At 69.3% G+C, this 16,912-nt stretch carries 18 protein-coding genes and 1 pseudogene; 6 read left to right on the top strand and 13 right to left on the bottom strand.

The window, feature by feature from the left end:
* The first annotated feature begins 7 nt into the window (after positions 1 to 7).
* Positions 8 to 304, top strand: a complete 297-nt coding sequence (locus tag NVV57_09875) for a hypothetical protein (protein ID MCR6712968.1) — start codon at positions 8 to 10, stop codon at positions 302 to 304.
* On the opposite strand, the gene NVV57_09870 is transcribed toward NVV57_09875, so the two are convergent.
* From NVV57_09870 to NVV57_09835, 8 genes are all read right to left on the bottom strand, one after another.
* The gene (locus NVV57_09870) at positions 294 to 911 is read right to left on the bottom strand and encodes a response regulator transcription factor (GenBank protein MCR6712967.1); all 618 of its coding nucleotides are present in this window, start codon (positions 909 to 911) and stop codon (positions 294 to 296) included. The two genes, NVV57_09875 and NVV57_09870, sit on opposite strands and share 11 nt — an antisense overlap.
* A gap of 9 nt (positions 912 to 920) precedes the next feature.
* On the bottom strand, positions 921 to 1,817 hold the full coding sequence (mutM, locus tag NVV57_09865) for a bifunctional DNA-formamidopyrimidine glycosylase/DNA-(apurinic or apyrimidinic site) lyase (GenBank protein ID MCR6712966.1): 897 nt from the start codon (positions 1,815 to 1,817) through the stop codon (positions 921 to 923).
* An 8-nt stretch (positions 1,818 to 1,825) separates the two neighbouring features.
* Complete coding sequence (gene rnc, locus NVV57_09860) at positions 1,826 to 2,536, bottom strand: ribonuclease III (protein ID MCR6712965.1); 711 nt, start codon at positions 2,534 to 2,536, stop codon at positions 1,826 to 1,828.
* A 12-nt stretch (positions 2,537 to 2,548) separates the two neighbouring features.
* A complete protein-coding gene (rpmF, locus tag NVV57_09855) occupies positions 2,549 to 2,743 on the bottom strand; it encodes a 50S ribosomal protein L32 (protein MCR6712964.1) in 195 nt (64 codons plus the stop codon).
* Between the two features lie 2 nt (positions 2,744 to 2,745).
* On the bottom strand, positions 2,746 to 3,303 hold the full coding sequence (locus tag NVV57_09850) for a YceD family protein (GenBank protein MCR6712963.1): 558 nt from the start codon (positions 3,301 to 3,303) through the stop codon (positions 2,746 to 2,748).
* Positions 3,304 to 3,420: 117 nt separating this feature from the next.
* A complete protein-coding gene (gene coaD / locus NVV57_09845) occupies positions 3,421 to 3,891 on the bottom strand; it encodes a pantetheine-phosphate adenylyltransferase (GenBank protein ID MCR6712962.1) in 471 nt (156 codons plus the stop codon).
* Positions 3,888 to 4,442, bottom strand: a complete 555-nt coding sequence (gene rsmD, locus NVV57_09840) for a 16S rRNA (guanine(966)-N(2))-methyltransferase RsmD (protein MCR6712961.1) — start codon at positions 4,440 to 4,442, stop codon at positions 3,888 to 3,890. Before rsmD ends, coaD begins: the two co-directional genes overlap by 4 nt.
* A gap of 19 nt (positions 4,443 to 4,461) precedes the next feature.
* Positions 4,462 to 5,703 carry an AGE family epimerase/isomerase gene (locus tag NVV57_09835; GenBank protein ID MCR6712960.1) on the bottom strand — a complete coding sequence of 414 codons (1,242 nt, stop codon included), beginning with the start codon at positions 5,701 to 5,703 and terminating at the stop codon, positions 4,462 to 4,464.
* 58 nt (positions 5,704 to 5,761) lie between these two features.
* Between NVV57_09835 and NVV57_09830 the strand changes: the two genes are divergently transcribed.
* Together NVV57_09830 and NVV57_09825 are read left to right on the top strand one after the other, a co-directional pair.
* The gene (locus tag NVV57_09830) at positions 5,762 to 7,516 is read left to right on the top strand and encodes a cellulase family glycosylhydrolase (GenBank protein ID MCR6712959.1); all 1,755 of its coding nucleotides are present in this window, start codon (positions 5,762 to 5,764) and stop codon (positions 7,514 to 7,516) included.
* A gap of 105 nt (positions 7,517 to 7,621) precedes the next feature.
* The gene (locus NVV57_09825; GenBank protein ID MCR6712958.1) at positions 7,622 to 7,813 is read left to right on the top strand and encodes a hypothetical protein; all 192 of its coding nucleotides are present in this window, start codon (positions 7,622 to 7,624) and stop codon (positions 7,811 to 7,813) included.
* A 38-nt stretch (positions 7,814 to 7,851) separates the two neighbouring features.
* Here the strand turns inward: NVV57_09825 and NVV57_09820 are convergent, their stop codons facing one another.
* From NVV57_09820 to NVV57_09810, 3 genes and pseudogenes are all read right to left on the bottom strand, one after another.
* On the bottom strand, positions 7,852 to 8,235 hold the full coding sequence (locus NVV57_09820; protein MCR6712957.1) for a hypothetical protein: 384 nt from the start codon (positions 8,233 to 8,235) through the stop codon (positions 7,852 to 7,854).
* A 153-nt stretch (positions 8,236 to 8,388) separates the two neighbouring features.
* A pseudogene (locus NVV57_09815) lies at positions 8,389 to 10,577 on the bottom strand (ATP-dependent DNA helicase RecG).
* A 35-nt stretch (positions 10,578 to 10,612) separates the two neighbouring features.
* On the bottom strand, positions 10,613 to 12,103 hold the full coding sequence (locus tag NVV57_09810) for a DAK2 domain-containing protein (protein MCR6712956.1): 1,491 nt from the start codon (positions 12,101 to 12,103) through the stop codon (positions 10,613 to 10,615).
* A 186-nt stretch (positions 12,104 to 12,289) separates the two neighbouring features.
* Between NVV57_09810 and rpmB the strand changes: the two genes are divergently transcribed.
* Positions 12,290 to 12,487 (top strand): 50S ribosomal protein L28, encoded by a 198-nt coding sequence (gene rpmB, locus NVV57_09805; protein ID MCR6712955.1) that lies wholly within the window; start codon positions 12,290 to 12,292, stop codon positions 12,485 to 12,487.
* 94 nt (positions 12,488 to 12,581) lie between these two features.
* On the opposite strand, the gene thiL is transcribed toward rpmB, so the two are convergent.
* A complete protein-coding gene (gene thiL / locus NVV57_09800) occupies positions 12,582 to 13,550 on the bottom strand; it encodes a thiamine-phosphate kinase (protein MCR6712954.1) in 969 nt (322 codons plus the stop codon).
* A 10-nt stretch (positions 13,551 to 13,560) separates the two neighbouring features.
* Positions 13,561 to 14,919 carry an MATE family efflux transporter gene (locus NVV57_09795; protein ID MCR6712953.1) on the bottom strand — a complete coding sequence of 453 codons (1,359 nt, stop codon included), beginning with the start codon at positions 14,917 to 14,919 and terminating at the stop codon, positions 13,561 to 13,563.
* A 33-nt stretch (positions 14,920 to 14,952) separates the two neighbouring features.
* Here NVV57_09795 and NVV57_09790 point away from each other — a divergent pair, with 33 nt between their 5' ends.
* Together NVV57_09790 and NVV57_09785 are read left to right on the top strand one after the other, a co-directional pair.
* Positions 14,953 to 15,414: a DUF3515 domain-containing protein gene (locus NVV57_09790; protein MCR6712952.1), complete on the top strand. Its 462-nt coding sequence runs from the start codon at positions 14,953 to 14,955 to the stop codon at positions 15,412 to 15,414.
* Positions 15,415 to 15,468: 54 nt separating this feature from the next.
* Complete coding sequence (locus NVV57_09785; GenBank protein MCR6712951.1) at positions 15,469 to 16,911, top strand: DUF222 domain-containing protein; 1,443 nt, start codon at positions 15,469 to 15,471, stop codon at positions 16,909 to 16,911.
* Position 16,912: the final 1 nt, after the last annotated feature.

Below are 16,912 nucleotides of genomic sequence, written 5' to 3'. Positions count from 1 at the left end.
AGAAGCGATGAAGACTGCACTCAGGATCGCCGCGGTGCTCGCGGTGTTCAACACGTGGGCGTTCATGGCGGACGCGGCAGAGGAGGGCCCTAACCCTGGCCTGATCACACTCACCGTCGTCGGCGCGGCCGGCGTGGTGCTGTGCCTGCTGCCGGGGCCACTGTGGGCCGCGGGGGTGGGGGCGATCGGGCTCGCGGTGGCTCCCGGCTTCTTCTACCCGCTCAATGCCGTGTTCTTGGTGCTGGGGATCGTCGCGATCGTGATGGATGCGCGCCGTCACCGCGCGCAGGCGGTCAGCCCCTGAACGACTGCGCCTTCTTGGCGGTGGCCCACGCCACCACCTGGGTGCGGCGCTGAAGACCCATCTTCGCCAGCACGCTCGTCACGTGGTTCTTGACGGTCTTCTCCGCGATGCCGAGTTGATCCGCGATTTCCTTGTTCGCGAGCCCCTCGCCCACGAGCTCGAGCACGCGGCGCTCCATGGGCGTGAGGCGGGCAATGGCGTCATCCTCGTGGACGGCGATGTGCTGCCCGTGCTCCCGCCCGCTCGCCGCGTCCCTGACGGCCTGCAGCACCTCGGCGGAGCCCGCCGTCTTGGCGAGGAACACGTCCGCTCCGGCAGCGCGAGCCGCCGCGCGAGCCTCGTCGTCGTCGTAAGAGGTCAGCACCACCACGCGGGTCTCAGGGAGCGACTGCCGCACCTGGGCAATGACGTCGAGGCCGGTGCCGTCGGGAAGCCTGAGGTCGCTGAGAATCACCTGCGGGCGCACGGCGACCGCCCTGCGCACTCCTTGCGCCACATTCGCTGCTTCGGCGACGACGGCGAAGCCGTCGGCGCGATCGATGATGTCGCAGATGCCCCGACGGACCACTTCGTGGTCATCGAGCACCATCACGGTGATGTCGGCCATGCCCCGAGCCTAGCGTGAGCGCTCGCGCTGGCAGCGCGGACACCAGTGCGTAGACCGACCTCCCATGACCGCACGCACCATGGCCCTGCCGCACCGAGGGCACGGCTCTCCCCCGCGTCCGTACGCGTTGAGCGAGCGATCGAAATACCCGGACTCGCCGTTGACATTGACGTACAGCGCGTCGAAGCTCGTCCCCCCGGCCGCGAGCGCCTCCGCCATGACCTCGCCCGTCGCGTCCAGCAGCGCTCCGGTTGCCTTGCCGCTCAGGCCCGACGCTGGGGTCGCCGGATGCACGCGCGCTCGCCACAGCGCCTCGTCGGCATAGATATTGCCGATGCCGCTCACTCGCGTCTGGTCGAGCAGCACCTGCTTGATACCTCTGGTTCCCCGCCGCCACTGCACGAGCACCGCAGCGCGGCGCAGCGCCGGGTCCAGCGCGTCGCGACCGATGTGTGAGACAGAGGCGGGAACCAGGGGCAGCGCGCTGCCCAAGCCACCCGGGAGCCCGTCCGGCGTGGGCACCAAGGGCTCGGCGTCGAGGTAACCGAAGGTCCGCTGATCCAGGAAGTCAAGGGTGAGCGGGCCGTCGGGCAGTGAGAGTGAGAGGCGAGCCCTGCAGTGCGGGTGAGGAGTGGGCGGCGGCACGGGCGCCACGCGGAACTGGCCGGACATGCCCAGGTGCGCCGAGAGCGCGAGCGCACCGCCATCGAGAACCATCCACAGGAACTTGCCGCGACGCACAACGGCGTCGATGCGCGTTCCCGTGATGGCATCAACGAAGGCCTGGGGGCTGGCGGCGCGGCGAACGCATGATCCGCGGAGGATCTCGACGCGCTCGATCCTGGCGCCAAGGATGTGGGACTCGAGTCCGCGTCGGACGGATTCGACCTCAGGCAGTTCAGGCAATGGAGCGGTCAGGCATTCGCGGCGTCGGTCGCGACGATCGCGCGATACGCCTCGGCGGCGGCGGCCTGCTCGGCGTGCTTCTTGGCGCTGCCGGTGCCGGTGCCGATCACGTCGCCGCCAACGAGGACGCGGGCGGTGAACTCGCGCTGGTGGTCGGGGCCGGTGCCGTCGACGTCATAAACGGGCGCACCCAGGCCGCGCTCCGCGGTGGCCTCTTGGAGCGAGGTCTTCCAGTCGAGGGCGACGCCGGAGACCGCGGCGGCGGCGAGGGTGGGGCCCACCAGGCGCAGCACCACGTCGCGCGAGACTTCGATCCCGTGGGTCAGGTAGATGGCGCCGAGGATCGCCTCGAACGCGTCGCACAGGATCGAGTCCTTGTCAGCGCCACCGGAGGCGCGCTCGCCCTTGCCGAGCAGAACGCACGGGCCGAGTTGGAGTTCGCGCGCCACCACGGCGAGCGCACGCTGCGACACGGACGCGGCCCGCATCTTGGCGAGGTCGCCTTCAGCGAGGTCCGGGTGGGTGCGGTACAGCCAATCGGTCACGACGATGCCGAGCACGGAGTCGCCAAGGAACTCTAGGCGCTCATTGGTCGGCAGACCCCCGGCCTCGTACGCGAACGAACGGTGCGTGAGGGCAAGAATAAGCAACTCGGGGTCGACGCTGACTCCGAGTCGCTCCACAAGGGCATCAGCTGACGCCTGGCCCGGTGTGGTCATGAAAGCGGGGGCTTACGCCTCGTGCTCGGTGCGCAGCGCCTCGACGTACTGGCGACCGTTGTAGGCGCCGCACGTGGGGCACGCCTGGTGCGGAAGCCTCAGGGCCTTGCACTGCGGGCAGGCGACGAGGTCGGCGGCGGTCGCCTTCCACTGCGAGCGACGCGCACGCGTGTTGCTGCGCGACATCTTGCGCTTGGGAACAGCCACGGCTAACTCTCTTTCGTTTCGGTCAGACCCTGCAGGGCCGACCATCGTGGATCGATCACTTCATGCGTGTGGCCTGGGTCGTCCGCGAGCCGCGCGCCGCATTGGTCGCACAACCCGGGGCAATCCGGACTACACAGCGGGATGAACGGCAGCGAAGTCACCACCGCGTCCCGCACCAGCTCCTCGAGGTGAATCGAGTCGCCGTCAAACTCATAGACGTCCTCGGGCTCTTCTTCCTCGTCGTCGATCGCGCGATCGGGGTAGGTGAACAGCCCCTGGAAGTTGGCGTCGACATCGAGTCGAACCTCGTCCAGGCAGCGGCTGCACTCCCCGACGGCCTCGGCCGTGACGGTTCCGTGAGCCCAAATGCCCTCGGACACAGACTCAAAGCTCACCTCGAGCTTCACGTCTGCGCCTTCCGGCACACCGATCACATCTGTGCCAAGGACCGCTGGGGCCGGAAACTCACCTGAGGCGGTGCGCTGCTCGCCAGGACGCCGCACGAGTTCCCTCATCGAGAACAGGTAGGGCGAGGCGGCAGGGCGGTGGTGTTTAGGCACGCACGCCTCCAGCTCGTTCCGGTCCGGGTGGACCTTGGCCCTTGACGCTTACGGCAGGACCAGCGATCAAGTGTACGGGAAAGGGACCCTCAGACTCAACCCGATTCCCCGGCGCGCCTAGAGCGCTGCCGCCACAGCGTCGGCCACCCCGGCGGGCACGTAGGGAGAGATGTCGCCGCCGTGCCGCGCAACGTCTCTCACAAGCGAGGAGGCCACGTGCGCCAGCGCGGCGTCACCGGTGATGAAGACGGTCTCGATGCCCGTGAGCGATCGGTTCATGAGGGCCATGGGGCGCTCGTAGTCATAGTCGGCGCCACCGCGCAGGCCCTTCACGATGGCCGTGGCGCCACGCTCCCTGCAGAAGCTCACGAGCAGGCCGTCCGCGACGGCGACCGTCACGTTGGGCAGGTGGCTGAGGGCGCCCGACGCTAGGTCGGCTCGCGTTGTCGCGTCCAGGAGGGGCGCCTTCGACGAGTTGTGCGCCACCGCGACGATGAGTTGGTCGAAGAGGTTCGCGGCCCGTGTCGCAATGTCGACGTGGCCGAGGGTCACCGGGTCAAAACTGCCGGGCAGCACGGCGATCGTCATGGGTTGGTCCTATGCGCGTAGTGGAGCACCGTCTCACCGTAGTCCTTCGAGACGATGGGCGCGATGGTGCTCGGCCACTCGGGGAGGGGGGCGCGACGTGTCCACTCCACCACGACGTTCGCCTCGGGCTCAAGGCGCTCCGCGAGCGCCTCGAGGACCGCGGCGAGGTCCCCCCTCGCAATGTCGTATGGCGGGTCTACCAGGGCCAATGTGTAGCTCTCGCGCGTGCGCCGCAGGAATGGCAGCGCGCGCTCCTTGATCACCCGCGTCCTGGTGCCCACCCCCAGTTCGCGGATGTTCCCCTCGATCACGCGTGCCGCCGGCGTCGCCGACTCGACGAAAGTGGCCGTCGCGGCCTTGCGGCTCATCGCCTCGAGGCCGAGGGCGCCGGAGCCGGCGTAGAGGTCAAGCACATGGGCGCCCTTGAGGGCGTTCGCCGCGTCCAGGCGGCTGAACAGCGCCTCGCGGACGCGGTCGGTGGTGGGGCGCGTGCCCGCGGTCGGCACCTGGAGCCGCCTGCCGCCGAAGTCTCCCGCGATGATCCGCGTCATGCGGGAAGTCTACGGGCGCTCACGCGACGCGCCGCATGACCTCCAGGCACGCGCGGGCGTTGTGATACGGGCACTTCCACGGCCCGATCTTCACGTCGCCCTCTTCACCGGCCCGGACGGTGCCGTCGCGATTGAGCTCCGCGAACCACTCGCCGTGCTCCCGGTCGATGACCTTGGCCTCGATGAACTCCCACGCGTCAAGCGCCGCCCCGCGATCCTCCGCGCGCCCCGCGAGCTGGTACGCGTTGAGCCATCCAACGACGCCCTCGGCCTGCGGCCACCAGTGCTTCTGGTCATTCACCACGCCAGCGGGCGTTCCCTCGTACATGACGCCGCCGTCCCCATCGAGTCCGTGCTTGCGGACGGCATCTGCCAGCTTGAGCGCCACCGCGCGAGTGCGCTCCTCGAGCGCGCCGTCCACCGTGCCGGAAGCCTCGAGCGCCTCCCATGCGTCCCACAGCAGCCAGCTCGCCTCGATGTCGTGCCCGTAGCTCACGGTGTCCACCTGCGAGCGCCACTCCATGTCGAAGAACAGCTCGCAGTGCGCAAAGGGCGCGAGCGCCACGATGTGGTCGAGCGACACCGCGAGCAGGTTGTGAAGCGCTTCGCGAACGCCCTCGTCTCCCGTGACGCGCAGGAGGGTCGTGTACGCCTCGAGCACATGGAGGTTCGTGTTCATCGACTTGGGCACGGAGAGGTCCTTGGCGCTCAGCGCGGTCTGCGCGAGCGGGCCCCATTCGCGCGAGAGCGCCTCAAGGTAGCCGCCCCTCGCACGGTCACGGGCGTGGGTCTCGAGCAGCTCAAACACGCGGAGCGCGGCGGCCCTCGCGGACTCGTCGCCGCTGATCTCGAACCACTGGGCCAGCCCGTAGATCGCGAAGGCCTGCGCGTAGATCTGCTTGCGGTCGGCGTTGACGCTGCGGTCAGGGTCCAGCGCCCAGAACACGCCGCCGTTTGCCGCGTCCCAAAAGTCGTGGAGTACCAGGCGCAACGCCTTGCGCGCCGTGTCGGAGAGCTCGTCGCGCTGCTCGGGGAGGTCGCGCGCGGCTACCGCGAAGGTCCACAGCGTTCGCGCGGCGATGACCGAGTGGCGCGGGCGCGAATCGTCGATGGTGAGGTCATCGAGCACCGCGCCAGGGAGCCAGCCGTCCGAGTCGAAACCATGGCGCTGCCAGAACGGCAGGATGTCGTCGAGCAGTTCCGCGCGCGCTCGCGCCGCGAGCTCGGTGAGGGCCGCATCGCCCACGACAATCTGAGGCATGCACCAACGGTAGCGGCAGAATCGAAACGTATCGACCCGGTCCCGCTAACGTGTCCCCATGGCTTGGTGGACGCGACGGCGCGCGCTCGTTGTCGGCGTGCTCGCCGTCGCTCTTGTGGGTGGCGCCTTGTGGGCTGGTACGCGGCCGTCTTCCCAAGCCGGCCCGACGGCGCCCTCACCTTCTGCGACGCCCTCGGCTTCAGCGTCGGGCCCCGTGTGCGGCGCCCTGCTTTCCGTGACCAAGCAGTGGGAGGGCGGTTACCAGGGAGAGGTGATCGTGACCGCGTGGGCGCCGCTCGCAGACTGGCAGGTGGCGCTCAATCTTGAGGGCGCCACGGTGAGCGCCTCGTGGGACTCGACGCTCGCGGCGGGCGCCACCGGGCTTGCCACGGCCGCGAACCTCCCGTACAACGGCACCCTCGCCGCCGGGAGCACAGCGACCTTTGGCTTCACCGCGGATGGAACCTCGCCGTCGGACCTCGCGACGGTGTGCACGGGAGAGGCGACGGGGCCGATCGCGATCCGGCCGAGTGCGGCGCCAACGGGGCCGCCCACGTTCACGTCGCAGTCGAACGTTGACTCCCCTGGCGATGACGACTGGCTGCACACGGACGGCAACCGCATCGTGGACGCGCAAGGGAGGCCCGTGTGGCTGACCGGCGCCAACTGGTACGGGTTCAACCTCGAGCAGCGGATGCTCGTGGGGCTGAACGTTGCGAACCACGACGAGCTCATGGACCAGATCGCGAGCCGCGGCATCAACGTCATTCGCGTGCCGATCTCGACTGAGCTGCTCCTTGAGTGGCGTGATGGCAAGGCGCGCGTGCCGCAAGCGGTCAACGCCTCGCTCAACCCGGACCTCGCAGGCAAGACCACGCTCGAGGTGTTCGACGCCTTCCTGCAGGATGCCAAGGGCCGCGGGGTCAAGGTGTTCCTCGACGTGCACTCCGCGCTTGCTGACGACGACGGCCACCTCTACCCCGTGTGGTTCAACGACCCCATCACGACGCGCGACTTCGTCGACGCCTGGGCCTGGGTGGCGGAGCGCTACGCAGACGACGACACGCTCATCGGGTTCGACCTCAAGAACGAGCCGCACGGCCAGCCGAGCGAGAGCCCCAGGGCCATCTGGGACGCCTCCAAGGCGGCCACCAACTGGCGCCGCGCGGCCGAGCAGGCGGGCGACGCGATCCTCGCGAAGAACCCCCACACGCTCATCTTTGTGGAGGGCATCGAGGCGACCCCCAAGACGGGGACCAGCTTCGAGTCGACCGACAACAATGACTACGACTTCACCTGGTGGGGCGGCGACCTGCGGTTCGCGGGCGAACTCCCCGTGACCTTGTCACTGCCGAACCAGCTGGTGTATTCGCCGCATGACTACGGCCCGCTCGTGTATGAGCAGCCGTGGTTCCAGAAGACCTTCACGGCGGAGACCCTCAAGGCGGACGTGTGGGAGCCCAACTGGCTCTACCTGCACGACGACGGCACCGCTCCCCTGCTCATCGGCGAGTGGGGCGGCCGGCTTGGTCAGGACCCGCGGCAGGACAAGTGGATGGTCGCCCTACGGGACCTGATCGTGGAGAAGCACCTGTCCTTCACGTTCTGGTGCCTCAACCCCGAGTCTGGAGACACGGGCGGCCTGTTTGCGAACGGCTGGGGCGCGTGGGACGAGGCGAAGTACGAGATGCTGAGGCCGGCGCTGTGGCAGACGAAGGACGGGAAGTTCGTGAGCCTCGACCACGTCACACCCCTGCCCGGCGGCGTGTCGCTGACGGAGTATTACGCGGCCGGATACCCCGCGCCTGAGTGACTCCCTGGCCTCTCGGTGTGACATGTTGCGCAAAGGACCCCAAGAATGGCCAATGTCACACCATTGGCGCTTCTGCCAGCGCCAACGCCGCCATACATTGGTCGCATGCTGACGCCAGAACTCGAGGAAGCCTACGGACCAGACATCGACAAGGCGGTCGACAAGGTTGGCGGACTGTTACCACTCGAGTGGTCCTCAGAGCTGCGCAGCGAGATGCGGCGCATGGTCGCGGACGCCCACCTCAACGGCGTGGCCGCCTCGCGGCTCGCGGACAGCGAGATGCGGCGGAGTTTCTAGGCGTCAGGCCCGCGGCGAACAGTGTCGAGGACAGCCCACTATCCGACGATCAACTGATGCGCTCGTTGATGTGAGATTCCCAGGATGACGCCGATGTCCCGCAACGGAATCTGGCGATCTGCGAGGTCGCGCGCAACTTCTCGAGTGAGTTCCGCTGCGCGTGCCTCTGCGTCTGCTGCGCTCACTCGAGCCTCGAGCGCGCGCTCGACGGCGCTTCCCACCGCGTAACCCTCCACCGTGTCGACACGGATACTGACCTCGATATCGTCCACCGCCGCCTCTCGCGACGCCGCAATCAACTCCCGTGCCATCTGAGGGCCATCCTGCAAGCGACGCGTCTGGGTCACGCCAATGCCTTCGACCCTCACGATCCACCAGCGACCCTCGCGAGTTGCAACACCTTCGAACTTCTCGACCGTCACGAGTCAGCCTCCGCAATTGCTCTCAATATGGCTCGGTACACGCCCGGACTGATGATCCGGTGCCCATCCGGAACCGTCACCCAGACTCCGCTCGGATATTCACCTAGTCTATAGCCCTAGACTTAAGATGTCTAGCGCACTAGGCAACTAGCCTCAGGCCCGCTCCAGGAACTCCTCTTGGGTTTCACCAAGCCAGTCGCGAATGGCCGACGCCAGGGCCGGGTGAGCGTCAAGGCTCGGGTCTTGCTCAACGACAGTGCGCGCATCGTCCCGCGCCTTCGCGATCAGCGCGGCATCGCGAACCACGCGCAGCAGCCGCAGCGAAGACCGGCCCGATTGACCCGCGCCAAGCACGTCGCCCTCTCGCCGCAGCTCAAGGTCCTTCTCCGCGAGCTCGAAGCCGTCCGTGGTGGCCGCGAGCGCGGTGAGCCGCTCGTGGGCGAGGGTCCCCTCCTCCGCCGACGTGACCAGCAGGCAAACTCCCGGCGCGGAGCTGCGCCCCACGCGCCCGCGCAGCTGATGCAGTTGCGAGATGCCGAAACGATCGGCGTCGAGGATCACCATCGCGGTCGCCTCCGGAACGTCCACCCCCACCTCGATCACGGTGGTCGAGACAAGCACGGGAGTCTCCCCTGAGGCGAACCGCGCCATGGCGACGTCCTTGTCCTCGGACGAGAGCCGGCCGTGCATCAGGCCAATGCGGACGCCCGCGAGCTCCGGACGTTCCGCGAGCATCGCGGCCACCTCGGTGGCCGCGGCGAGCGGGGGACGCTCCTTAGCCGACTCCAAGGGAAGGACGTCGTCCGCCTCCGAGTCGTCAACAGCGTCGGGCAGCTCACTGGGGTCAATCCGAGCACACACGACGTATACCCGCCCGCCCTTGTCAACCTCCTCGCGCACCCGCGCCCACGTGCGGTCAATCCAGACGGGGTTGTCGGCGGGTACCAGGTGCGTCACGGTGTGCGCGCGCCCCGCTGGCCGCTCCGCGAGCACGGACGTCTCGAGGTCTCCGAACACGGTCATCGCCACGGTGCGCGGGATGGGCGTTGCGGTCATGACGAGCATGTGGGGCGGCGTCTGCGCCCGCGACCGCAGCGCGTCCCGCTGCTCCACGCCAAAGCGGTGCTGCTCGTCCACGACCACCAGGCCAAGGTCCGCGAACTGCACCGTCTCGCTGAGCAGCGCGTGCGTGCCGACCACGATTCCCGCGGCCCCTCCCGCCGCCTCCGCCAAGGCCGCCCGACGCTCCCGTGAGCCCTGTGAGCCCGTCACCAGCACTACTCGGGTCGTGTTCTCGGCGCCTCCCAGCATTCCCCCGTCGCCAAGGGGCCCCAGGAGTGCGCGCAGGGCGCGCACGTGCTGCGCTGCGAGAACCTCTGTTGGGGCGAGCAGCGCGGCCTGGCCCCCGGCGTCGACAACCTGAAGCATCGCGCGCAGCGCCACGACCGTCTTGCCGGCCCCGACGTCGCCCTGCAGCAGCCGCAGCATGGGGACGTCACCCGCGAGGTCGCGCGAGATCTCCTCGCCCACGGCGAGCTGCCCCTCGGTGAGTGCGAAGGGGAGGCGGGCGTCGAGAGCGTCAACGAGTCCCCCGGCGCGCGGCGGCCGAGCAACGGCGGCGAGGGAGGCGTGCTCCGCTCGCCTCCGCGCGAGGGCGGTCTGGAGCACCAGCGCTTCCTCGTAACGGAGGCGAGCACGGCCTCGCTCGTGGTCGGACTCGTGCTCCGGTTCGTGGACGAGGCGGAGGGCCTCGAGCAGGGTTGGGAGGTCGTCGCGCTCGCGGAGCTCGGCCGGAATCGGGTCCGGAACGTCACCCTCTTGCAGCGGATCAAGCACCGTGCGCACGGCCCGCGCGATGCGCCACGTGGGGGCCGATGCGGCTGCGGGGTAGATGGGGATGGGGCGGAGCGCCTCGTAGATGGCCGCGTCGGCGTCGGCGGCGTCAACGCCAACGAGGATGTAGTCGGGATGCGTGAGCTGACGCTTCCCCCGGTACTCGCCGACCGTGCCCGTGAAGAGGCCGGTGCGGCCGGGGCGCAACTTGTCCTCGTGCATGCGCAGCACGCCGGCTCGCTTGGCGAAGAACGTCAGCTGCAGGGTGTCGCGGCCGTCGGAGACGATCGCCTCGAGCATGGCTCCGCCGCGGGAGCGCATGGTCCGCACCGTGGCGGAGCGAACCTCCGCCATGACGGTCACGTGCTCCCCGTGCGCAGCGAGCGGATGTCGGTGAACTCGCCGGGCGTGCCGTAGCGGCGGGGGTAGTGGCGCAGCAGGTCTCCGACGGTGGCGAGGCCGAGCTTCTCGAGGGCCGCTGCGGTTCGCGTGCCCAGCGCGCGGGTCAGCGGCTCCGCGAGCCGCTCGCCGCCTGCCTGGGGCGTCACGGCCGCGCGTTCTCCACGCCCACTGCGATGGCCGGCGTGAGCTGATTGCCCTCGAAGACCGAGACGTCGGCGCCGGGCGCCACGGACGCGACCGAGAGGCGCACCTGGTCGGCCACCGCGGGGTCCACGCCCCGGCCGACGATCACCGTGACGACCTCCGTGCGCTGGGTCAGGACCTGCTCCACGTCTGCGTCGAGGTCCTCAGGCGTGGTGTCAACGACCGTGGTGTTGGCAACGGCGGCCGCCATGCGCTCGGCGACGTTCTCCCCCGGCGTGACCAGCGCGGACGCCGCTATGGCGGCAACGACGTGGGCCTCATGGGCCGCGTCCAGCACCGTCAGACGCGGGCCGCGCCGCTTCGCGCCGAGTTTGCGCGCGGCCGCGAGGAGTGTTGGGTGGCCGGCTACGACCACCCCTGCGGAGCCCACCGCATCGCGCAGCGCGCGCATCAGGTCCTTCCGCGGCGCGAGCTCCGGCTGCGGCACCAGCAGCACGCACGCGCCGGCCTCAGCCAGAGCGTCGGCCAGGCCGGGGCACGCGGTGAGCGCGACCACCGTTGACGCGTCTTTCGCGTGGTCGTCGATGCCGCGCACCACCACCTTGCGCGCGCCGGTACTCATCGCCACGCGCACCGCATCGCCCGGCCGCTCGGTGTGCACGTGCGCCTGCCACAACCCGTGGGAACCGATCACGGCAACCGACTCTCCGAGCGCCTCGAGCCGCGACGTGAGTTCTCGCGTGAGGTCCGTGCGGCTCACCGCGACGAACATCACCTCGAAGCCCCCCTCATGACCGTGCGGGGAGTGGAATGAGCGGTACGCGTCCATGTCCGCGGACCAGTCCACCTCGTCGTAGGCGGCGAGGGCGTCGGGCCCGGCGAGGGTCTCGGCGAGCATCTCGAGCTGCAGCACCAGGCCCGCCGCGCCGGCATCGACCACGCCGGCCTCGCGCGCGGCGCCAAGCTCGTGCTGGGTCTGGGCGAGAGCGGCGCGGGCGGCGACAACGGCCGCGACGATCGTCGCCTCCCTCGCGGCGCCGGCGGCGGCCGCCCCGTGCGCGGCGTGGGCGGCGGCGCGCGCGACGCTCAGGATGGTCCCCTCTACAGGAGCGCCGACGGCCGAGTACGCGGCGTGGGACGCGGAGTCGAGCGCCGCTGCGATGTCGGCCGCGGTGGTCGAGGAGAGGCCGCCGCGAGCGTCGACAGAGGTGAGGAAGGCGTTGAGGTAGGCGCTCACGATCACGCCGGAGTTCCCTCGCGCGCCCAGCAACGCGCCCCGAGCGAACGCGGCCACGACCTCCTTGTGGGTGGCGTCCTTCGGCAGGTCCCCAACGGCCCTGTTCCCCTCGCGCAGGGTCAGGTAGATGTTGGTGCCGGTGTCGGCGTCGGCAACGGGAAACACGTTGATGGCGTCGAGCCGGTCACGAGCGCGCTTCACCGCGTTCGCGCCGCTGTCGAGCCACCGTCGCAACTCTGCGGCGTCCGCCAACGTGCCTCCTAAGCCCAGGTCCCCCGCCCATCGGGTGGGTACCATGTTCCCACGGTGAGCCGACACGCCCACCGCAACCGTGCCGTCGGGCATAGGAACTTGGCCAAACGGGCGCGCATCGGGTACTCTTGTGCGGTTGCCCGAACGCCTTCGGGCCCCATCCAAAAGTCTTCAAGGAGAACTATCGTGGCTGCCAACTGCGACGTGTGCGGCAAGGGTCCGTCCTTCGGTAACTCGATCTCGCACTCCCACCGCCGCACCTCGCGTCGCTGGAACCCGAACATCCAGCGCGTGCGCGCGATCGTCAACGGGAGCCCCAAGCGCGTCAACGTGTGCACGTCGTGCCTCAAGGCCGGCAAGGTGCAGCGCGCCGTCTCCGCGTAATTTCCGCTTTCGCGACGAGCGGGCGTCCCCTGATGGGGGCGCCCGTTTTTCTGTGCCCCCGCGCGCTGTACGCACATGAACGTCGGATCCGGGCTCACTTTCGACGCTCATGTGCGTACAGGCGCGAGTTAGCCGGCGAAGTGGTCCCAGCCCAGTTCTGTTGGCGCCACGCCATCCACGGTGACGCCGCTGCCGACGCGAACGTCGCCGATGATCGTCCAGCCGGTAGGCACGGCGCCGGCGGTTGGGAACGTCGCGAGGATGTGGTGGTCCTCTCCCCGGTGAGCGCCCATTGCTTGGGGTCGCGGTTCAACTGCTTGCCCGCGGCCACCGCAGCCAGGTGCACCGGTACCAGGCCCGACGCTATTTCCAGGGCGGCGTCAGAGGCACGGGCGATGCGGCTTGCGTCGCGCAAGAGGCCGTCGCTGATGTCCATCATCGCGCTGGCGCCACGCAGGGCTGCCTCGAGCCCGGCGCCTATGAAAGGCCTTGGCCTGAGAAAGAGCTGAACCGCCTCGCCCTCGGTGATGCCTGCGTCGAGGAGCGCGTAACCCGCCGCTGCCGCGCCGAGCGGGGCTGAAACTGCCACGACATCCCCGGGCACAGCGTCGGCCCTCGTGACCGGATCCATGCCGTGGGTCTCTCCGATGGCGGTGACGCCGATGTGGATCTCGTTTGAGGCACTGAGATCGCCGCCGACCACGCCGACGCCGTGGGGCTCGCACGCTAGCCGCAGCCCATCCGCGAAGGCGAGGACCCAAGCGACCGGCGTGTCCGGGGGCGCAGCGAGTGTCACCTGCAGGGCCGTTGGCACGGCGCCCATCGCGTCGATGTCCGCGAGATTCTGCACGGCCGCGCGCCAACCGATGTCTTCGCCGGTCGACCACTCGAGGCGGAAGTGGCGGTTCTCGACGAGGACATCCGAACTGACCACCAGGTGCCCGTCTACTGAAAGGACCGCGGCGTCGTCGCCGGGGCCGAGGATCTCCGCGTCAGTGGTTGGCAGGCGGGGAGCGAAGGCCGCGATGAGCGCGTCCTCGCCAAGCTCGCCGATCGTGGTCACGGAGGCAAGCCTAGGCGGCGCTACGCACCAGCCACGCGCGCGCCCGCGTCACGCGCACATACGCGAGCCCGAGGAACAGCCCGCGGCACACATTGAACACGAGGAACGCGCGCCACAGGTTGATGTTGCGCTCGTTGTCGCCGTCCACGGACGCGCCCAGCCACCAGACCAGGAAGAACACCAGCGCAGACGCGGCCATCGTGACGAGCATCCACCGCACCTTGCCAGATCCCAGGAACACCCCGTCGAACAGGTACGCCGCAGAGCTCAGCAACGGCAGCGCCGCGAGCCACGGGATCACCGCCTGCGTGGCGGCGGTGACGTCGGGCAGCGAGGTCAGGACGGCCACAAACGCCGAGCCCGCCACCGCATATAGCAGCGTGAAAACCGCCCCGATCGCCACCGCGGGCGCGGCCGCGGCGCCCACCGCGCGATGGAAGGCCGGCACATCGCGCGCGCCGATCTCGCGCGCAGCGAGCGACTCGGCGGCGTGCGCATATCCGTCCTGCCCATAGGACGCGAGCAGCATCAGCTGCATCAGTATCGCGTTCGCAGCCACCACGGTCGTTGATACGTGCGCCCCGTACGCGGTCATGAACGTGAGCACCGTGTAGAGCACAGCGGTGCGCAGGAAGATATCGCGGTTGAGCCCCAGCACGGCCCGCCACCCCGTGCGCAGCCCCTTCCCTCTCCACAGCCGGGCCGACGCTCTGGTCGCCTCGGTCTGAGCGCGCCACCACAGCGTCACGGCCAGGGCGAAGCCCGCCCACTCGGAGATGACGGTGGCCACGGCGGCACCCTCGGCGCCCAGGTGCATGCCGGCGACGAGCAGCAGGTCGAGGACGACGTTGAGCCCGCCGATCGTCACCACCACCGCGAGCGGCCGCCGCGTGTCCCCCGCGCCGATGAACCAGCCCGCGATTACCAAGGTGAGGAGCACCGCGGGCGCGCTCGCAAGCCGAATCGAGGTGAAGGAGGAGGCGAGATCGGCCATCGCGGCGTCGGGCGTCAGGAGGCGCATGAGGGGAGGCACTATCGCCCACTGAACCAGCAGAATCCCGACGCCCAAACCGGCCGCGAGGATGGCGGAGCGTTGCGCGTGGGTGAGGGCGGCGTCGGGCCTGCTGGCGCCCAAAGCCCGTCCTACCAGGCTCGTTGTGCCCGTTCGCAAGAAGGATAGGAGCCAGAAGACGGCGCCCAGGACCGTGGAGCCGAGGGCGGCGGCGGCGAGGTTGGTCTCGTCGGAGAAGTGGCCGAGCATCGCCGTGTCGATGAGGCCGACGAGCGGCACCGAGAGGTTGGAGAGGATCGCGGGCCACGCGATCGAGAACGCGCGGCGGTGCGGCCAGGTGCGCACGCCGGTGGTCATTCGGCGAGGGTATCGCGGGCCTAGGCTTGGGGCGTGCGGCTTCTTGGCGTGGTGGCGATTTCAGGCGCCAGTGTGGCGCTACTGGCCGGGTGCTCGCAGCCGCTCATTGTGGACCCAGCGCCCTATGCCGCGGACCCGGACTGCGCGCGCGTGATGCTCGCGATGCCCTCTTCTCTTGGCGGACTGGACGTGCGCGGCACGTCCTCGCAGGCGACCGCCGCGTACGGCGCCGAGTACCCAATCGTGGTGCGATGCGGCGTGGAGCCGCCCGGGCCGACCACGGATCAGTGCGTTGCCGTGACTGCCACGGGGGCATCACAGGACTGGCTGGTTGTCGAGGACGGCGACCAGTGGCGGGCGACGTCCTTTGGGCGCTCGCCAGCCGTTGAGGTGCTGATCCCTACCGCGCGAGCGCAGGACGCCGTCGCCGATCTGTTGGCGGAGGTCTCGGGGCCGGCGTCTTTGGCGCCGAGCAATGGGCTTGAGTGTAAGTAGCCTGATAAATGGGCTGTTGGGGGCCATGTCAGACCCTCGTGGTTGAGTGTTGTCATGACCGCGGAAGCCATCGCCTACCCCCTCGAGGGTTCGGGCGACGCCGCGCTCGTGGAGCTGTGGCGGCACGTCGATGAGCTGAATGCGCTGCGCCCAGCCAGCCAGCTTTCCGGGCAGCGCGCGCTCGACGCCGCCACGGTGATCGCGAAGGTGCGGCACGCGGCGGATGCCTTGCTCGCGCCGTACGCGGCGCGCCTCGAGGAGCTCTCGGATTCGGAGGGTTTCGCTCGATACAAGGGCAGCCCGAACGCGGCGGCGCTGTTATCCAAGCACACGGGGCTGTCCACGACGGAGGCGGGCAAACTTATCGGGCTTGGGCAGGCACTGGCCGACGCTGGGGCGAGGGCCTCTGACGGCCCCGTCTTGTCTGTGGTTCCGGATGTCGAGCAACCGAATGCCGGCGACCCGGCCGGCGACGAACTTGCTTTCGGCGAGCCGTCGCTCACTTCCCTCTCCTTCCCCGCGCCCGCGGTGCCGACGCCACCGCACACCCAGCCCCAGATGTCGCCGCTCGCCGCCGCGATCCGGGCTGGCTGGTTGGGCACTGAGAAGGCGGTCCTGATCCGCCGCAACCTCGAGGACATGACCGTCAACCGCGCGCAGGCAGAGGCGTTGATGGTCGAGAGCGCCCGACAACTGTCAATCGTGGCGCTGAGGCGGCTGTGCCTCGAGACGTTCGCGGAGCTCGACCCCGAGGGCTACGCGGATCGAGAGCGTCGGCAGCACGAGAAGCGATTCTTCAAGGTCTACGACGAGGTCGACGGGACGGTCAACTTCTTTGGGTCACTGCCGCCGGCGCTGGCGGCGCCCGTGAAGGCGTGGTTCGACGCGGAGCTCCAGACTGCGCTCAACACCCAACGCGACGACGATCCACGCTCGCAGCGCAAGGTGGGCCAGATCATGGCGGACACATTGGTCGCGATGGCACTGCACGTGAGCGGCTGCGAACTCGCGACCACTCGGCCGCAGAGCACATTCGTGATCCGCGCCTCAAAGACGTCACTTGAGTCAGGCGCGGGCTTCGCCTCGTGCGATGGCGTCGAGGCGCCCATCACCATCGGCCGGGTGCTCGCGATGGCCGCGGACGTGCAGTTCGCTGCCCTGCTTCAGGGCAAGGGAGGCGTCCCGCTCGCCCTGGGGCGCACCAGGCGGCTCGCAAGCGGAGGGCAGCGCCTCGCCGTCGCCGAACGCGACAGAGGGTGCGCAAAGTGCTCCGCGGCTCGCTCCAGGGCAAACTTCCACCACATCATTACCTGGGACGATGGCGGTCCGACCGATGAGCGGAACCTGGTGATGCTGTGCGTGAGCTGTCACACCATCATTCACGAGGAGGGCTGGGGTGTGGTCATCGAGGACAACCAGGTGTGGTTCATCCCGCCTGCCTCAGTGGACCTGCGCCGGCGACGACAACCCGGCAGCTCCGTACGCCCCGCCGCCTAGT

Source organism: Demequina sp. (genome assembly GCA_024707205.1).
Lineage (GTDB): Bacteria > Actinomycetota > Actinomycetes > Actinomycetales > Demequinaceae > Demequina.
The sequence above is the reverse complement of the archived record's forward strand: the minus strand, read 5'-3'. Positions and strand labels throughout refer to the sequence as shown.